Origin of the sequence: Aeromonas sp. QDB31 (genome assembly GCF_027707605.1) — a bacterium.
In the GTDB taxonomy this organism is placed as follows: Bacteria; Pseudomonadota; Gammaproteobacteria; order Enterobacterales; family Aeromonadaceae; genus Aeromonas; species Aeromonas media.
Genome location: NZ_JAPCIX010000023.1, coordinates 20,197 through 38,018, shown reverse-complemented (window position 1 = coordinate 38,018; position 17,822 = coordinate 20,197). Strand labels below are relative to the sequence as shown.

The window sequence follows — 17,822 nt, the reverse complement described above, 5'->3', positions numbered from 1 at the left end:
TACTGAGGTACTGAGCCGAGCCCCATAAACAAAAACCCCCTCGCGAGGGAGGGGGTTTGGGGGCAACCGGAGTGACGGTCAGCGCAGGGACTTGACCGAGCGGCGAACGATCAGCTCGGGCTGGACCGTCATGGACTCGACTTCCAGCGCCTTGTTGCGGATCCGGCTCACCAGTTGCTGCACCGCCAGCAGGCCGAGCTCTGCCTTGGGGTGGCGAATGGTGGTGAGCGGCGGGCTGGAGAAGCGCGCCATCTCCACGTCGTCGTAGCCGATCATGGAGATGTCGTCAGGTACCTTGACTCCGGCTTCCCAGGCGGCGCAGATGGCACCGATGGCCATGGGATCGTCAAAGGCAAACACCGCCGTCGGGCGAGGCGTGAGGGCCAGGATCCGCTGCATGGCATCGTAGCCGCTCTGGCTCTCGTAATCCCCTTCGAAGATCTGCTCATCCTTCAGGGTCAGCCCCTGCTCGCCCAGGGCGTCACGCACCCCGTCCAGCCGTTGCTGGGTGGTCGGCTTGTCGATCTGGCCCGTGATGCAGACGATGCTGGTGTGACCTTGCTCCAGCAGATGGCGCACGGCCAGGCGCGCACCGATGCGGGCGTTGTCGTTGATGACGTTGGCAAAATCACACTCGGTTCCCCAGTCCAGCACCACTTGAGGCACGTTCTTGTGGATGCGCAGCATGTCGCGCAGCGGGGTGTCGATGTCGGTCCCCAGCACCAGCAAGCCGTCGACCCGCTTCTCCATCAACATGCGCAGATAATGCTGCTGACGGGGGGGCTGGTTCTCGGTGTTGCACAGGATCAGGCTATAACCCTGCTCGAAGCAGTAGGCTTCCACCCCTTGCACCACTTCCGCGAAGAAGGGGTTGGCACTGGTGGTGACCAGCATGCCAATGGTCTTGGTTGAATTGATCTTGAGGCTGCGCGCTACCGAATTGGGCGCGTAGTTGAGTTCTGCCACCGCCTCAAGCACTTTCTGGGTTGCATCTTCGCTGACCCGACGGGTGTGATTGAGTACATGTGAGACGGTGGAGATGGATACGCCTGCCCGGGAGGCGACATCCTTGATAGTGGCCATCTCTGTCTCCTGAATAACAAAGGCGGAACAGTAGCAGATTTCCCGAATAAAGGCTTGGTTTTAACGAGAGCTGCCAGTGAATTGTCAATCTTGGCTAATCTAGGCGGTCATTTCTTTTTGCGCAAACGGAATTTGGTCAAAATGAGAGCGGGCGCAGAATGAAATATCGTCAGTTTTTTACTCTGATTTTTTCCGCACACACCTCTTGTTGTGAAGATGTTAACCGACAAAAACAAAATTAAACTCTACCAATAGTGAAACGACAGGGCATTTGTTTCATAAAATGGCTTGCCACCCCCGCATGGTTAGTATCTTTAACATCTTGTTATTGCACGGCGAGGAATGATAGAACCTTATCTATTGCCGGGCTGGCGGGACACAGGCTCGGAATGACACACGGAAAATGAAACAATCCACTGATTAAGGGACGAATCAATGAATAACTTGAGCAAAATGGCAGTCAGGGCAGCGGTTTCTTTGGCTCTGTTTGGATCAGTCTCCATGGCCAATGCGGCCGATACCATCAAGATCGGCATCGCCGGCCCCCTGACCGGCCCGGTCGCCCAGTACGGTGACATGCAGTTCACCGGTGGCAAGATGGCGGTCGAGCAGATCAACAAGGCGGGCGGCATCAAGGGCAAGCAGATCGAAGCCGTCATCTATGACGACGCCTGCGATCCCAAGCAGGCCGTGGCCATCGCCAACAAGGTGATCAACGACGGCGTCAAGTTCGTGGTCGGCCACCTCTGCTCAGACAACACCCTGCCCGCCTCCGACATCTATGAAGATGAAGGCGTGCTGATGGTGACCCCGGCGTCCACCAACCCCAAGATCACCGAGCGTGGCTACCAGCTGACCATGCGCACCATCGGTCTGGACAGCGACCAGGGCCCGACCGCCGCCAAGTACATCATCGAGCAGGTCAAACCCCAGCGCGTGGCCGTCATCCACGACAAGAAGCAGTACGGTGAAGGCATCGCCTCCAGCGTCAAGGCAGCGCTGGACAAGGCGGGCGTCAAGGTAGTGGCCTTTGAAGGCATCACCGCCGGGGACAAGGACTTCTCCGCCCTGATCGCCAAGCTGCAGAAAGAGAACGTCGATTTCGTCTACTACGGCGGCTACCACCCGGAACTGGGGCTGATCCTGCGCCAGGCCGGCGAGAAGGGTCTGAAGGCCAAGTTCATGGGTCCGGAAGGGGTGGGTAACAAGGACATCTCCGCCATCGGTGGTCCGGCGTCCGAAGGCCTGCTGGTCACCCTGCCGAACAAGTACGATCTGCTGCCTGCCAACGCCTCCATCGTGGAAGCGTTCAAGGCCAAGGGTCAGGACTCTTCAGGTCCCTTCGTCTGGACCACCTATGCAGCGGTACAGACCCTGGCGGCCGGCATCGCCAAGGCGGGCGAGGATGATCCGGCTGCCGTGGCTGCCGCCATCAAGGCAGCACCGGTCGACACCGTCATGGGCCCCCTGAGCTGGGCGCCGAACGGTGACCTCAAGGGCTTCGAATTCGGTGTCTTCCAGTGGCACGCCGACGGTACCTCCACTCAAGTCAAATAATCTGCCGGTCGGGGTGACATGAGTCACCCCTCCTTTCTTTGCGGGCAAGTACAGGGAACGCGGTATGTCCGAACACCTTCTTTATCTGGTTCAGCAGTTGCTGAACGGATTGACCATAGGCAGCACCTATGCGTTGATCGCCATCGGCTACACCATGGTCTACGGCATCATCGGCATGATCAACTTCGCCCACGGCGAGGTCTACATGATCGGTTCCTATGTCGCCTTCATGGTGATGGCGGGGCTCACGATGATGGGCATCGACAGCACTGTGCTGCTGCTGGGCGGCGCCTTCCTGGTGAGCATCATCATCACCGGCAGCTATGGCTGGTCCATAGAGCGGGTGGCCTATCGTCCACTGCGGGGCGGCAACCGCCTCATCCCCCTCATCTCCGCCATCGGCATGTCGATCTTCCTGCAGAACATGATGCGGATGGCACAGGGCTCGCGCGATATCGCCATGCCCACCCTGATCTCCGGGGGCTGGACCCTGGGTGGTGAGGACGGCTTCCAGGCCAGTCTCTCCTACATGCAGCTCATCATCTTCGTGGTGACCTTCATCACCATGCTGGCGCTGACCCAGTTCATCAACCGATCCCGCATGGGCCGCGCCTGCCGCGCCTGTTCGGAAGACATCAAGATGGCCAATCTGCTGGGCATAGATACCCATGTGGTCATCTCCATCACCTTCGTGCTGGGGGCGGCCCTGGCCGCCGTCGCGGGCGTGCTGCTCGGCATGTATTACGGTGTCATCAACCCCTACCTCGGCTTTATGGCCGGTCTTAAGGCGTTTACGGCAGCGGTATTGGGCGGCATCGGCAGCATTCCTGGCGCCGTGATCGGCGGCCTGCTGCTCGGCGTGGTCGAGGCGCTCACCGCCGGTTACCTCAGCACCGAATACAAGGATGTGATGGCCTTCGCCCTGCTCATCTTCGTGCTCCTCTTTATGCCCACCGGCATCCTGGGTCGTCCGGAGGTCGAGAAGGTATGAAAAAACAATTTATCCATGCCTGCATCGCCAGCCTGATGCTGCTGGTGCTCTCCTTCTGGCTGCTCGGCTTCAAGCTGGAGACCGATGGCTCCCGCCTGCTGGTGGTGAGCCGGCTCGATGTCTCCCTGGCCTGGCTGCTGGGGGGCGCCGCCCTGGTGTTCTGGTTCCAGCTGATGCGCGGCCAAATCAGTCGCCTGTTCCAGGCCTCCATCAGCGGCTTCTCCGTCGGCTTCACCAAGCTGGTGCTGCCGAGCCCGGAGGAGGCGCCCAAGCTCTATAACATCACCGCCATCCTGGTGCTGCTGTTTGCGGTCAGCTGGCCCTTCATGGCCTCGCGCGGTGCCATCGATCTGGCCACCCTGGCCCTCATCTACATCATGCTGGGCCTGGGGCTGAACGTGGTGGTGGGCCTCGCCGGCCTGCTGGATCTCGGTTACGTCGGCTTCTACGCGGTCGGCGCCTACAGCTACGCCCTGCTCAATACCTACTTCGGCCTGAGCTTCTGGGAGTGCCTGCCCATCGCCGGCCTGATGGCGGCCACCTTCGGCTTCCTGCTCGGCTTCCCTGTGTTGCGGCTGCGGGGGGACTATCTGGCCATCGTCACCCTGGGCTTTGGCGAGATCATCCGCATCCTGCTCAACAACATGACCACGCTGACCGGCGGCCCGAACGGGATCTCCGGCATTCCCAAGCCGACCCTGGGCGGCCTGGAGTTCAACCGTACCGTCAAGGACGGGGGCTTCGAGACCTTCCACGAGTTCTTCGGCATCGCCTACAACGCGAACCACAAGGTGATCTTCCTCTACCTGATGGCGCTGGTGCTGGTGGTGGCGACCCTGTTCGTCATCAACCGCCTGCTGCGCATGCCGCTCGGCCGTGCCTGGGAGGCGCTGCGGGAAGACGAGATCGCCTGCAAGTCACTGGGGCTCAACCCCACCATCATCAAGCTGACCGCCTTCACCATAGGCGCCTGCTTCGCGGGCTTCGCCGGCAGCTTCTTCGCCTCGCGCCAGGGCTTCATCAGTCCGGAGTCCTTCGTCTTCATCGAGTCGGCCATCGTCCTTGCGATTGTGGTGCTGGGCGGCATGGGCTCCCAGATCGGGGTGGTACTGGCAGCCATCGTCATGACGGTGCTGCCTGAGCTGGCCCGTGAGTTCAACGAGTACCGCATGCTGATGTTCGGCCTCTTGATGGTGTTCATGATGATTTGGCGGCCGCAGGGACTGCTGCCCATGAGCCGACCCCATATGGAGCTGCACAAATGAGCAAGCTGAACAATACCAACAACAAATTGCTCGATGTCTCCGATCTGTCGATGCGCTTCGGCGGCTTGCTGGCGGTCAACGGCGTCAAGCTGGATGTGGACAAGGGCGAGGTGATCTCCATCATCGGCCCCAACGGGGCGGGCAAGACCACCATCTTCAACTGCCTGACCGGTTTCTATCGCCCGACCGGCGGCACCATCCGCTACCGTGGCGAGGAGATCCAGGGATTGCCCGGCCATCTCATCGCCCGCAAGGGCATAGTGCGCACCTTCCAGCATGTGCGCCTGTTCAAGGAGATGACGGCGGTGGAGAACCTGCTGGTGGCCCAGCACAGGCATCTCAATACCGGCTTCATCGCCGGCCTGTTCAAGACCCCGGCCTTCCGCCGTGCCGAGCGGGAGGGGCTGGAGCAGTCCGCCTTCTGGCTGGAGAAGGTGGGCCTCAAGGATCTCGCGAACCGCGCCGCCGGCAACCTGGCCTACGGCCAGCAGCGCCGTCTCGAGATCGCCCGCTGCATGGCGACCCGGCCCGAGCTGCTGATGCTGGACGAGCCAGCCGCCGGTCTCAACCCGCACGAGACCGACGAGCTCAACGAACTCATCTCCAACCTGAGGGACGAGTTTGGCGTCTCGGTGTTGCTCATCGAGCACGACATGAAGCTGGTGATGGAGATCTCCAACCGCATCTTCGTGGTGAACCAGGGCACCCCGCTGGCCCACGGCAAGCCGGATGAAATCCGCAACAATCCGGCCGTGATCAAGGCCTATCTGGGCGAGTCGTAAGGACAAAAAGATGTTAGAACTTCGCAACGTATCGACCCACTACGGCAAGATCCAGGCGCTGCACGACGTCAGCGTCGAAGTAAAAGAGGGGGAAATCGTCACCCTGATCGGCGCCAACGGCGCCGGCAAGACCACCTTGCTGATGACACTGTGCGGCGAACCCAAGCCCAGCAGCGGCAGCATCTGGTTCGAGGGGGAACAGATCAACACTCTCAGCACGGCCCGCATCATGCGCAAGGACATCGCCGTGGTGCCGGAGGGGCGCCGCATCTTCGCCCGTCTGACGGTGCAGGAGAACCTGCTGATGGGTGCCTTCTTCGTCGACAAGGCCGAGCAACACGGCCTGCTGGATCAGGTATTCACCCTGTTCCCGCGCCTGCACGAGCGGCTGGAGCAGCGCGCTGGCACCATGTCCGGCGGCGAGCAGCAGATGCTGGCCATCGGCCGCGCCCTGATGAGCAAGCCGCGCCTGCTGCTGCTGGACGAGCCCTCCCTGGGGTTGGCCCCCATCATCATCCAGCAGATCTTCGACACCATAGAGCAGCTGCGCCAGAAGGGGATGACCATCTTCCTGGTGGAGCAGAACGCGAACCAGGCGCTCAAACTGGCGGATCGCGGCTATGTGCTGGAAAACGGCCGGGTGGTGCTGCAGGACACGGGAGCGGCCCTGCTCGCCAACCCGGCAGTGCGCCAGGCCTATCTCGGCGGCTGACCATGAGCAGGGCAGAGAAAGCGCCGGACAGACACAGCTTCTGGCACGACCCTGCCCTGCCTTTCATCGAGGCGCGGGCGGTGCAGGATGGCCGCTACGTCTGCTACGACAAGCACAGCCACCCCCACTTCTCCATCGGCGCCATCACCGGCGGCCACAGCCACTACCTCAATCAGCGCAGCAGGCAGGAGGTCGGCCCGGGCTCCCTGGTGCTGATGAACCCGGAAGAGGTGCACGCCTGCAATCCCATCGCGGCTCAGCCCTGGTCCTATCTGATGTTCTACCTCGATACCGACTGGCTGCGCAGCCAGCAGGAGGAAGCGGGACTTGGCAGCGAGTTCAGGCCCTTCGACATGACGGCAAGCCGGGATCCCCTGCTCTACCAGGGTTTGCAGCACCTCCATCACCAGCTGGTGCAAGGGCCGGATCCCCTGGCCCGCGAGGTGGCCTGCCACCTGTTCAGTCGCCAGTTGCTGGCCAGGCTCACCCCGGCCAGCTGGGACGATCGCCCGCCGCAACACCTGCAACGGGCTGCCGAGCTGATGCAGGACGACAGCGCCAGCCCCCTCAGCCTTGCCGAACTGAGCGCGGTGGCCGGGCTCACCCCCTCCCATTTCGTGCGCGCCTTCAGCCACCATTACGGCATGACCCCCCACGCCTATCTGCTGGATAGACGCATCCGCCACGCCCGCACCCTGCTCAGGCAGGGGCAGCCCCTGGTCGAGGTCGCCCTGGCCAGCGGCTTCGCGGATCAGGCCCACTTCCAGCGCCAGTTCAAACGTCGGGTCGCCGCCACCCCGGGCCAGTACAGGACCCAGCTCACCCATCAGGCTGAACGCACCAGATAGGCGGCGCTGAGCAGCAACAAGAGCGCCATGGCCCGGTTGAACCAGCGCAGTCGGCGAGGCACGAGCAGCAGCCCTTGCATGCAACTGCCGGCATAGGCCCAGCAGGCGATGGAGCCGAGGCAGATCACCAGATAAATAGCGGTAAACAGGGCGATCTGCTCCACCCCGCCCGCAACCCCATAGGCCCCCATGCCCATGCTGGCCGCCAGCCAGGCCTTGGGATTGAGCCACTGCATCAGGGCCCCGTACCAGAAGGCAGGCGGCGCCCCGTCGACCCGCTCCAGTTGCCCCCTGTCCACCAGCAGTTGCCAGGCCATGTAGCAGAGAAAGAGCACGCCGCCCCAGTGGATGGCGCCCGCCGCCACGGGCCACTGGGACAGGGCGCCGCCGAGGCCCAACCCCATCAGCAAGAGCAGGAAAATGAAGCCGAGGGTCGCCCCCACCACGTGGCGCAGGCTGGCCGGGAAGCCGTAACGGGCGCCGGTGCCGAGGGCGACCAGGTTGACCGGGCCGGGGGAGATGGACATGGCCAGGGCAAACCCGGACATGGACAACAACAGACTGATTTCCATGGATGATGCTCACGCAAAGGATTGAGCCACCAGCCTATCCGGCCCACCCAGGCCGATATTGAAGGAAATTGCGATCCCGCGGCACATGGCAAGGCACATTGCGGACTTAGCGCAAGCCACGGCTTGCGGTAAACTGGCCCTCAATCATCTATTTGCAGGACATCTCAATGGACCAGTTTGCCCATATCAGCGCCCAGGATGCCCACCAGAAGCTGGAGGCCGGTGAGGCCCGTCTCGTGGACATTCGCGATCCCCAATCCTTCGAGACGGCCCACGCGGTCGGCGCCTTCCACCTCACCAACGGCACCCTGGTTCGCTTCATGAACGAGGTGGACTTCGACACCCCGGTGATCGTGATGTGCTATCACGGCAACAGCAGCCAGGGGGCGGCCCAATACCTGCTGCAACAGGGCTATGACGCCGTCTACAGCCTGGACGGTGGCTTCGAGGCCTGGCGCAGGGAGTTCCCGATCCAGGCAGGCGACGCATGACAGGGGGGGGCCACTCCTCCCCGGCCGGCATGATCCAGCTGCTGGTGCTGGGGGACACCCGCATGGCCCAGGCGCTGGTGGACTACCTCGCGACCCTCGGCATCCCGTGCGAGCTGACCCAGTCCGAGCTCGGCGTCTCGGTCTGGCTGGCGGACGAGCGGCGCCTCGCCCAGGCCCAGCAGGAGGTGAAGCGCTTCCTCGCCGAGCCCAATCACCCCCGCTACATGGAGGCCTCCTGGCAGTCCGGCCGGGCGGATGCCCGCATCGACTACAGCAAGGGGATGACGGATCCGGTCACCGATTTTCTGCATCAGGCGGGCCCCCTGACCCTGGTGGTCATCATCGCCTGCCTGGCCATCTATGCCCTGGATGCCATAGGCCTGCCCATCTTCGATGAGCTGGCGTTCCACCCGACCCTGGCCCAGTTCACCGACTGGCAGGCCTGGCGCTACGTCACCCCGGCCTTCATCCACTTCTCGGTGCTGCACCTGGTGTTCAACCTGCTGTGGTGGTGGTATCTCGGCGGCCAAATCGAGCAGCGGCTCGGCAGCGGCAAGCTGTTCATCCTGCTCATCGTCGGAGCTGCATTGCCCAATATCGCCGAGTTTTTCGTGAGTGGCCCGCGCTTTGGCGGCCTCTCCGGGGTGGTCTATGCCCTGCTCGGCTACAGCTGGCTGCGTGCCAGACTGCAGCCCGCCTGCGGCCTCACCATGCCGCCAGCCCTGATGGGCTTCATGCTGGTCTGGCTGGTGCTCGGCTTCTTCGACATGCTCGGCACCCCCACCGCCAATATGGCCCATCTGGTGGGTTTGCTGGTCGGCCTGCTGCAAGGCTGGCTGGACAGGCACCACAGACCCACCTGAGTTGTTGTAGTCATCGAGGCGGCTGCAATCTGCTCGGCAGCCAGAGCGACCGCCAATATGGCCCATCTGGTGGGTCTGCTGGTCGGCCTGCTGCAAGGCTGGCTGGACAGGCATCACAGGCCAGCTTGACGATCCCTGTACCCATTGCCAGAAACTAAAACGCCGCCCCTAGGGGCGGCGTTGTTATTGGCCGACAGGCTTACTGCTTGAGCAGGCTGGTGTCGGACACCTTGACCATGGCGCCATCGCTCGCGAAGAAGCTGCCGAACTGGGTCTGCATCTCGGTGGTGACGGCGCCGGTCGGATCGAAGTTCTCGTCCGGTGCCAGCAGCGAGCTGTGTCCCCCAGCCACGAAGCGGGTGGCGTGGTGGTTGGCCGCACCGGTCGCGCTCAGGGGTTGCAGGGCCAGTACCTTGAACAGCGGCTCGGTGCCACCCAGGGGCGCGGTGGCGATGCTGTTCGGGATCACCCGATCCGACAGGCTCAGGGCGCCATCGCCGACGACTTCCGTGGCAAACAGCGGGAAGTCCGCCGCTATGCCGCGACCGAGGTTGATCGGATCCGCCGAATCCAGCACCGACTGAGCTGCAAAGCTGTAGCTCTGCAGGGTACCGGCCGCGCTCGCCTGAGTGGTTGCATCCAGGCTCGGCAGGAACTCGTTGACGAAGCAGGTCGGCACCGCGGTCTTGCAGTTCGGCGCATAGGCGGTGAAGGCCGTCTTCAGGGCGGCACTGCTACCGGTGAGCACGCTCATCTGGATCGTCGGGCCAAAGGTCGGCGAGTTCAGCAGCAGCGGGGCGATGCCGCCCCCCGGCATCGCCAGGCCGCCGGTGTCGAACTTGAACAGAGCATCGGCCTGGAGATTGCCGATGGACTGGTTGGCCACCGCCAGCAGGTTGGCCCCCGCGATGGCACCCAGGGAGTGACCCAGGAAGTGCACCTTGAGGCTGCCTGCGGTGCCGATGGCTCCCTTGGCATTGGCCAGCCCCACCGCCAGACGCAGGCCCAGCAGATCCGCCACGCTCTGTTTCAGGTTGTCGCGCGCCACCGTCAGGTAGCTCAGGTTCAGATAGGGGGTCGGGTTGTCGGAGGTAGTCACCGAGTCCATGCTGCCGGTCAGGGCGAAGCCGCGCTCACCGTGCAGCGGATGATCGATCACCACCACGGCCACGTTCTTGCTCGCCTGAGCGCCGGCGCCAATCTGGCCCAATGCCAGGGCGTAGGCGTTCTCCTTCACCGAGGTGACGCCGTGCTGATAGATGATCACGTCGGTGATGTTCGCCAGCGGCGCGGCGGCAAAGATCCGCATCGGCACGGACTGCACCTCTTCCAGCGCCGGCAGCGGGTTGAAGCGGCCCACGTTCATCTCGGGATCCAGCGGCTTGCCGCCGGAGGTGAGGGTCACTCCGATCAGCTTGCTCGCCTCCGCCAGCAGCTCGGCCTGACGGCTCGGATCGGCGATGAGCTCGCCCAGCAGGGCCGGATCCACACCGGCGCCCACCAGGCCGCCGATCACCTCGGCATCCTGCGCTTTCAGGGCATTGGCGATGGCATAGAGGCTGGGGATGGCACCGTGCCAGGACTGGGTCCTGGCCTTGTCCCAGGAGCCGGCGGTGGCTGGCGAGGAGAGGAAGTACGGCAGCTTGACGGTGCCGGTATAGACCGTGGTCATCTGGGCCAGGCCGTTGAGCGGGGTGCCGGTACCAAAGGCGGCGGCCAACGCATCCTTCTGCTCTTGCGGCAGGAAGGGCTCGGCGTCCAGCTGGGTCAGGAAGGGATTGCCGCCGCTCACCGCCAGGGTGTAGGTACCCGGCAGGCTGGTGTTGCCCAGGGCATCCTGCTTCCACAGGGCGGCAGCGTCCAGGGTCGGGCTCTTCAGCACGGAGGCGGCCGCACCCTTCACCGCCACCAGCACGTCGGCGCCGGACTGGGTACCGAACCAGTCGGAGAAGATCACGTGGTCGCTGGTGATGCCGGTAGCCGCCTTGAACAGCCCTTCCTGCAGCGCGATCAGGCCGCTGATGGTCTGCTCCTGGGCATTGCTGCCGGTAGTGCTCTTGTAGTTGCTATAGTCGCTGCCCGCCCGCAGGGGGTTGCCGCTGCTGTCCTTGAGCGAATCGGTCGCCACTATCATGTAGTAGGAAGAAGGATTGAGCGGCTTGAGCGGCACCAGGTTCAGCTTGCCCGCCGACTCGGCGACCACGAAGTCTACCCCGTAGGCCAGCACCTTCTTCACGCCACTCGGGCGCAGGGCGGCGCTGTCGAATTCCAGCTCCAGCAGGTAGAGCGGGGCCACGGAAGCACCGAATTCGCCGGCGGCCGGCGCCTTGACGGTGATGCCCGAGGCAGTCACGGGCACTATCTGGATCGCCTGGGTTGTGGACCAGCCATCCAGGGTGGAGAGGGCGGAGACTGGATTGGAGAGATCGGCCGTTTCGGTCGAGAACTTCAGGGTGCCGTCACTGGCACGGGCGGCCAGGGCGCTGGGGCGCGCCGCATTGGTGCCGCTCAGCAGATAATCGAGATAGCTTGAGGTATCGCCTTTGTTGTCGTCACTGCCACCACAACCGCTCAGCAGCGCACTGACGACGGCCGCATAAATTAGCTTTTTTTTCATATCCTTATCTCTTTTATGTTGTTATCCATGATGAGCCTGACGGGGTAGGGTCCAAACCCGACCGAATCATATTAACAGCAACGCAACAATTAATAAGCCTCTGGTCGGTCATCTGATCTGATTTTTTTGTGTACAACATCAAGGAACTGGAATTGAACCCCGACGAGAAAGGGTAGCAGCCTTACTGTTATCGCCAGACCCGACCAGAGCCTTTCAGGGCCAGTGGCGCAAAAAGCCGCCCCGATCTCGGCAAAGAGAGGGATTTGTCGGTAGAATGGCGCCATTGCTCAAGGAGAACCCCATGATCGACCCGAAAAAATTGGAAGAGATCGCCAAACAGATACACAACGCCCTGCCGCCCGGCATTCGCAGCATGGGTGAAGAGGTGGAGAAGAAGACCCGTCAAGTGCTGCAGGCCCAGCTGGGCAAGCTGGATCTGGTCAGCCGCGAGGAGTTCGACGTGCAGACCAAGGTGCTGCTGCGCACCCGGGAGAAGCTGGCCGCCCTCGAGGCCAAGCTGGCCCAGCTCGAGCAGCAGCTCGGCGCCAAGGGCGAGTAATCCGGCTCGACGTCCCGTCGGCACATAAGACAAACCCCAGCCTGGCTGGGGTTTGTTGTTTCTGGCTCACCGAAGAGACTGGTGAATCGCCCTCGGCTAGCGCTCAGATAAATTCGTAGGCGTCGCCGAAGATACGCTCGGGCTCGGCACCCAGCACCTTGAACTCCTCGCGAGCGGCACCCGCCATCTCGAAGCGACCGGCCACATAGATGTCGTAGTCATGCAGACTGACGAAGTCATCCATGATGGCTTTGTGCACCAGGCCGGTCTTGCCGGTCCAGTCCGCTTGTGGCTCCTGTACCACGGGGATGAAGGTCAGCGGCGCATAATCGCGTTCCCACTGCTGCATCTGCCCCTGCTCATAGAGCCAGTGCGCCTGGCGCACGCCCCAGTAGAGGAACACAGGGCGCTTGCTGCCGGTATCGATCAGATACTCCAGGATGGCACGGGCGTAGGAGAAGCCGGTGCCGCCTGCCATCAGGATCAGGGGGCGTGGCGATTCGTCACGCAGGAACGCCTTGCCCGCCGCCAGTTCGATCTCGATCTCTCCCTGCTCGCGCATGCGGGCCAGCACCTGACCGGCGTAGGCATTTTCCGGGGTGGCACCGATCTGCAGCTCCAGCACACCGGAGCGGGTCGGCGAGTTGGCGATGGAGAAGGGGCGCTTGTCCGAATCGCTCATCACCACCAGCAGATACTGGCCAGGCTTGAAGCTCACCGCTTGCTGCGGCGTCAGGGCCACGTGCCAGATGGTGTCGACATATTCGCGCAGTTCCTCTACGCGGCACTTGATACGTTGCATTCTTGTCCTTGTGAGGGGCCTGCCCGGCCCGCTTCGCTCATGGTTTCACTGTTTTTATGGCGACCAGTAGGTGGTCAAGTCAGTCGAGCATACCCAATTCGGCACGGCAATACCGCACTTTTGCGTCGGTATGGCCGCCAGCCCGGGTGGGTCGCTCAGTCGAGGATCTTCAACTCGTCCCAGATCCCGTCGATCTTCTGCTTCACCGCCTCGTCCTGGACGATGGGCTGACCCCACTCCCGGTTGCTCTCCCCCGGCCACTTGTTGGTGGCATCCAGCCCCATCTTGGAGCCAAGCCCCGAGACCGGCGAGGCGAAGTCCAGGTAGTCGATGGGGGTGTGTTCGATCAGGGTGGTGTCCCGTGCCGGGTCCATCCGGGTGGTGATGGCCCAGATCACGTCCTTCCAGTCCCGGGCATTGATGTCGTCGTCGCAGACGATCACGAACTTGGTGTACATGAACTGGCGCAGGAATGACCAGACCCCCAGCATCACCCGCTTGGCATGACCGGGATAACGCTTCTTGATGGTCACCACCGCCATCCGGTAGGAACAGCCTTCCGGCGGCAGGTAAAAGTCCACGATTTCGGGGAACTGCTTCTGCAGCAGCGGCACGAACACCTCGTTCAATGCCACTCCGAGCACGGCAGGCTCATCGGGTGGACGGCCGGTGTAGGTGCTGTGATAGATGGCGTCGCGACGCATGGTCATGTGGGTGATGGTGAACACCGGGAACTCGTCCACTTCGTTGTAGTAGCCGGTGTGATCCCCATAGGGGCCCTCGGGCGCCATCTCGCCGGGCTCCAGATAGCCCTCCAGCACGATTTCGGCGCTGGCGGGCACCTCGAGCTCGCAGCTCAGGGCCTTCACTACCTCGGTGCGGCTGCCGCGCAGCAGGCCGGCAAACGCATATTCGGAGAGGGAATCAGGCACCGGCGTCACCGCGCCGAGTATGGTCGCAGGGTCGGCGCCGAGCGCCACCGCCACCGGGAAACGCTCCCCTGGGTGGGCCTCCTGCCACTCGCGAAAATCGATGGCGCCGCCGCGGTGATCCAGCCAACGCATGATCAGCTTGTTCTTGCCGATCTTCTGCTGACGGTAGATGCCGAGGTTCTGGCGCTTCTTGTAGGGGCCACGAGTGATGGTCAGCCCCCAGGTCACCAGGGGGGCCACGTCACCTGGCCAGCAGTGCTGGATCGGGATCTGGTCCAGATCCACCGCGTCTCCCTCCAGCACCACCTGCTGACAGGGGGCGGAGGAGAGCCGCTTGGTCGGCATGTTGAGCACCTGCTTGAAGATGGGCAGCTTCTCCATCAGCTCCTTGAGGCCGCGGGGCGGCTCGGGCTCTTTCAGGTAAGAGAGCCACACCCCGACCTGGCGCAAGGCACCGACGTTGGGTTGGCCCATGCCCATGGCGACCCGATCCGGGGTGCCGAACAGGTTGGTCAGCACCGGCATGGAGTAACCTTTGGGATTCTCAAACAGCAGGGCCGGGCCGCCCGCACGCAGGGTGCGGTCGCTGATCTCGGTCATCTCCAGATAGGGGTCTATCTCGCGGCTGATGCGCTTGAGCTGTCCGGTTTGTTCCAGCTGCGCGATGAAATCACGCAAGTCCTTGTATTTCATGCAGGTACCCTAGCGGGATCAGGAGGTTCCGCATTATAACCCTGGCCGCGCATCCGGTGTACCCGTATCGGGCAGCATCACGGACGAGGTGTGACGTCGCTCCTGCCGGGTAAGCCTGTCTGCCAGCTGGCCCAGCAACCTGGGCTCGTCCATCTGCAACAAGAGACCGGCCACCAGGCCGCCATATTGATGCTTGCCGAGCTCCGCCAGCAGATATTGCTGGGCACCGTCCGGCAGCGGTGAAAGCCGGCTGAGCTGCTGCAAGGCGGGGATCATCAGCCGCCCGTTGCGGCTGGCGGCGATCAGCAGATCGCTCGCCTCCTGGCCGGTATGGAAGCAGGAAATGGAGTGCAGGGCCGTCAGGCTGTCGTGATCCACGGGCTGGCGCCACAGCTTCAGATACAGTGCGGTGTCACCGGTCCGCTCGATGAGATGCAGCAGCAACTGGTTGTCAGGCAGGAAGAGATTGAGGGAGGCGAGCCGGTCGGCCTCGCGTCGCAGCACTGGGGCGGGCTGGTCATCGAGCACGGCCAGCAGCGCCTGTTGCTGCCGGGCCAGCTCAGGGTTGCGGCTGTAGTAGAGCTGCTTGTAGTCGAAGCGGTTCTGCTCCAGCAGTTGGCGGTAGTTGTCCTGCCAGGCCAGTTGCTGCCAGTGGCTGAGCACCAGCCTGGCCTCGGCGGCAAAATCATAGGCGGGCAGCTGGACCAGGAAACCGTCCACCTCCCCCTCCACCAGCCATTGCGGCGCCTTGGCGGCCTGTTCCCGTACCCAAGCCAGCAGGGCGGGGCTGGGGGCATCCGATGACTTGAGCCCGCTCAGCAGCTGATGCAGCAAATACTCCCGCTGCCCCACTGACAGGGTCTCGAGCAGCGAGTCCATGGCATCAAACTGCCCCAATGCCATGCGGCTATCCAGGTACGCCCGGTGACCCTCCAATCCCTCGTCCGCCACCAGAGGTGTCTGCAGCTGCGGCGGGGTATCGGCATGCACAGGGGCAGCCAGCATCCAGCAGAGTCCGATGAGAAATACCAGCTTCATGACGTCCCTTTCCTTGTGACATCGAGGCTACATACTACTAAGCCAGCCGTGAAATAGATAAACAAAAACCGCGACCTGGGCCGCGGTTCTGTCATTCCAAGATGCAGTTATTTCTGCTGACGCTTCATGGAGTCGAAGAATTCGTCGTTGGTCTTGGTGGCTGCCAGCTTGTCGATGAGGAACTCGATGCTGTCGATCTCGCCCATGGGGTGAATGATCTTGCGCAGTATCCACATCTTCTGCAGCTCGTCCGGCGCGGTCAGCAGCTCTTCCTTGCGGGTGCCGGAGCGGGTGATGTCGATAGCCGGATAGACGCGCTTCTCGGCAATCTTGCGCGAGAGGTGCAGTTCCATGTTGCCGGTACCCTTGAACTCTTCGTAGATCACCTCGTCCATCTTGGAACCGGTGTCGACCAGCGCGGTCGCTATGATGGTCAGGCTGCCGCCCTCCTCAACGTTGCGGGCGGCGCCGAAGAAGCGCTTGGGCCTGTGCAGGGCGTTGGCATCCACACCACCGGTCAGTACCTTGCCGGATGAGGGGATGACGGTGTTGTAGGCGCGCGCCAGACGGGTGATGGAGTCCAGCAGGATCACCACGTCCTTCTTGTGCTCGACCAGACGCTTGGCCTTCTCGATCACCATGTCGGCAACCTGAACGTGGCGCGAAGCGGGTTCGTCGAAGGTGGAGGCGATCACTTCACCCTTCACCATGCGCTGCATCTCGGTCACTTCTTCCGGGCGCTCGTCGATGAGCAGCACAATCAGTTCACAGTCCGGGTGGTTGTAGGCGATGCTCTGGGCGATGTTCTGCAGCAGCATTGTCTTACCGGCCTTGGGCGGCGCCACGATCAGGCCACGCTGGCCTTTACCTATGGGGGCAGCCAGGTCCAGCACGCGGGCAGTGATGTCTTCGGTCGAGCCGTTACCGCGCTCCATGCGCAGACGCTCGTTGGCGTGCAGGGGGGTCAGGTTCTCGAACAGGATCTTGTTGCGGACGTTTTCCGGGCGGTCGTAGTTGACCTCGTTGACCTTGAGCAGCGCGAAATAACGTTCGCCCTCTTTCGGTGGCCGGATCTTGCCGGAAACGGTATCGCCGGTTCGCAGGTTGAAACGGCGGATCTGGCTCGGGGAGACATAGATGTCATCCGGGCCGGCCAGATAGGAGCCGTCTGCACTGCGCAGGAAGCCAAAACCGTCGGTCAGGATTTCCAGCACACCGTCGCCAAAGATATCCTCGCCACCCTTGGCGTGCGCCTTGAGGATCGCGAAGATGATGTCTTTCTTGTGCGCCCGAGCCAGATTTTCCAACCCCATGGATTCGCCAAGCTGTACCAGCTCAGACACAGGAGTGTTCTTTAGTTCAGTCAGATTCATAGTGGTGAGAGTCTGTAAGCAAGGATTGAAATGAGGAGACAGTCTGCTGGATTGATGCTGATCGGATTTGACTTGCCAGGCTGCTGTTAAGCAAGGAGTCAGGCAAAAAGGTTAGCAAACGAGCGATAAACTAGCACCAATCGGGATGAGCGTCTAGGTGATAAAACACAAGGAGCGCATTATTGCAATGCGCTCCTTCTTGATTATTACAGGTTACCGTCCAGGAACTCTTTCAGCTGAGTCTTGGACAGGGCGCCGACCTTGGTCGCTGCCACTTCGCCATTCTTGAACAGCAAGAGGGTCGGGATACCGCGAATGCCATACTTGGGCGGAGTGTCGGCGTTATGATCGATGTTCAATTTCGCCACGGTCACGCGACCGGCATATTCTTGGGCGACTTCGTTCAGGATCGGGGCAATCATCTTGCACGGACCGCACCATTCAGCCCAGAAATCGACCAGAACGGGGCTGTCGGCTTTGATTACATCGGCCTCGAAGCTGGCATCGCTCAGCTGAACAATCTTGTCACTCATCTCCAACTCCAGTCAGTAATTAAGGCTTTATTGATGGTTCAACAAAGGCAATAGTTGCCCTATTTGAAATGATCCTGTTTATTATTGCAAGCCTAACCTGATAACCTACCG

At 62.2% G+C, this 17,822-nt stretch carries 17 protein-coding genes; 9 read left to right on the top strand and 8 right to left on the bottom strand.

The window, feature by feature from the left end:
- Positions 1-78 precede the first annotated feature (78 nt).
- Positions 79-1,083, bottom strand: a complete 1,005-nt coding sequence (locus tag PG898_RS17915; protein WP_005330032.1) for a substrate-binding domain-containing protein — start codon at positions 1,081-1,083, stop codon at positions 79-81.
- Positions 1,084-1,518: 435 nt separating this feature from the next.
- On the opposite strand from PG898_RS17915, the gene PG898_RS17910 reads away from it, so the two are divergent.
- From PG898_RS17910 to PG898_RS17885, 6 genes are all read left to right on the top strand, one after another.
- Positions 1,519-2,640, top strand: a complete 1,122-nt coding sequence (locus tag PG898_RS17910) for a branched-chain amino acid ABC transporter substrate-binding protein (protein ID WP_041206698.1) — start codon at positions 1,519-1,521, stop codon at positions 2,638-2,640.
- 64 nt (positions 2,641-2,704) lie between these two features.
- Complete coding sequence (gene livH, locus PG898_RS17905; protein WP_005330030.1) at positions 2,705-3,631, top strand: high-affinity branched-chain amino acid ABC transporter permease LivH; 927 nt, start codon at positions 2,705-2,707, stop codon at positions 3,629-3,631.
- On the top strand, positions 3,628-4,896 hold the full coding sequence (locus PG898_RS17900) for a high-affinity branched-chain amino acid ABC transporter permease LivM (protein WP_161507772.1): 1,269 nt from the start codon (positions 3,628-3,630) through the stop codon (positions 4,894-4,896). The genes livH and PG898_RS17900 overlap by 4 nt, the downstream gene beginning before the upstream one ends.
- Positions 4,893-5,678 carry a high-affinity branched-chain amino acid ABC transporter ATP-binding protein LivG gene (gene livG, locus PG898_RS17895; RefSeq protein ID WP_043132444.1) on the top strand — a complete coding sequence of 262 codons (786 nt, stop codon included), beginning with the start codon at positions 4,893-4,895 and terminating at the stop codon, positions 5,676-5,678. Before PG898_RS17900 ends, livG begins: the two co-directional genes overlap by 4 nt.
- Positions 5,679-5,688: 10 nt before the next feature.
- A complete protein-coding gene (locus PG898_RS17890; RefSeq protein ID WP_005330014.1) occupies positions 5,689-6,390 on the top strand; it encodes an ABC transporter ATP-binding protein in 702 nt (233 codons plus the stop codon).
- Positions 6,391-6,392: 2 nt separating this feature from the next.
- On the top strand, positions 6,393-7,238 hold the full coding sequence (locus PG898_RS17885; RefSeq protein WP_161507773.1) for an AraC family transcriptional regulator: 846 nt from the start codon (positions 6,393-6,395) through the stop codon (positions 7,236-7,238).
- On the opposite strand, the gene PG898_RS17880 is transcribed toward PG898_RS17885, so the two are convergent.
- Complete coding sequence (locus PG898_RS17880; protein WP_270824759.1) at positions 7,217-7,810, bottom strand: LysE family translocator; 594 nt, start codon at positions 7,808-7,810, stop codon at positions 7,217-7,219. The genes PG898_RS17885 and PG898_RS17880 overlap by 22 nt on opposite strands.
- Positions 7,811-7,977: 167 nt before the next feature.
- On the opposite strand from PG898_RS17880, the gene glpE reads away from it, so the two are divergent.
- Both glpE and glpG read left to right on the top strand, forming a co-directional pair.
- Entirely contained in the window at positions 7,978-8,301 is a 324-nt protein-coding gene (gene glpE, locus PG898_RS17875) for a thiosulfate sulfurtransferase GlpE (protein WP_005330007.1), read from the top strand.
- 29 nt (positions 8,302-8,330) lie between these two features.
- Positions 8,331-9,164, top strand: coding sequence for a rhomboid family intramembrane serine protease GlpG (gene glpG, locus PG898_RS17870; RefSeq protein WP_270824764.1), 834 nt, complete (start codon positions 8,331-8,333; stop codon positions 9,162-9,164).
- 199 nt (positions 9,165-9,363) lie between these two features.
- Here glpG and PG898_RS17865 read toward each other — a convergent pair whose 3' ends face one another.
- Complete coding sequence (locus PG898_RS17865) at positions 9,364-11,781, bottom strand: VolA/Pla-1 family phospholipase (protein WP_270824758.1); 2,418 nt, start codon at positions 11,779-11,781, stop codon at positions 9,364-9,366.
- A 301-nt stretch (positions 11,782-12,082) separates the two neighbouring features.
- On the opposite strand from PG898_RS17865, the gene ubiK reads away from it, so the two are divergent.
- A complete protein-coding gene (gene ubiK, locus PG898_RS17860) occupies positions 12,083-12,340 on the top strand; it encodes a ubiquinone biosynthesis accessory factor UbiK (RefSeq protein WP_041206692.1) in 258 nt (85 codons plus the stop codon).
- A gap of 103 nt (positions 12,341-12,443) precedes the next feature.
- Here the strand turns inward: ubiK and fre are convergent, their stop codons facing one another.
- From fre to trxA, 5 genes are all read right to left on the bottom strand, one after another.
- Positions 12,444-13,142, bottom strand: coding sequence for an NAD(P)H-flavin reductase (gene fre, locus PG898_RS17855; RefSeq protein WP_042648685.1), 699 nt, complete (start codon positions 13,140-13,142; stop codon positions 12,444-12,446).
- Between the two features lie 155 nt (positions 13,143-13,297).
- Positions 13,298-14,767: a 4-hydroxy-3-polyprenylbenzoate decarboxylase gene (gene ubiD / locus PG898_RS17850; protein WP_005328898.1), complete on the bottom strand. Its 1,470-nt coding sequence runs from the start codon at positions 14,765-14,767 to the stop codon at positions 13,298-13,300.
- Between the two features lie 33 nt (positions 14,768-14,800).
- Positions 14,801-15,805, bottom strand: a complete 1,005-nt coding sequence (locus tag PG898_RS17845; RefSeq protein ID WP_270824757.1) for a hypothetical protein — start codon at positions 15,803-15,805, stop codon at positions 14,801-14,803.
- 107 nt (positions 15,806-15,912) lie between these two features.
- On the bottom strand, positions 15,913-17,178 hold the full coding sequence (gene rho / locus PG898_RS17840) for a transcription termination factor Rho (protein ID WP_041206691.1): 1,266 nt from the start codon (positions 17,176-17,178) through the stop codon (positions 15,913-15,915).
- A gap of 206 nt (positions 17,179-17,384) precedes the next feature.
- A complete protein-coding gene (gene trxA, locus PG898_RS17835; RefSeq protein ID WP_025328829.1) occupies positions 17,385-17,711 on the bottom strand; it encodes a thioredoxin TrxA in 327 nt (108 codons plus the stop codon).
- Positions 17,712-17,822: the final 111 nt, after the last annotated feature.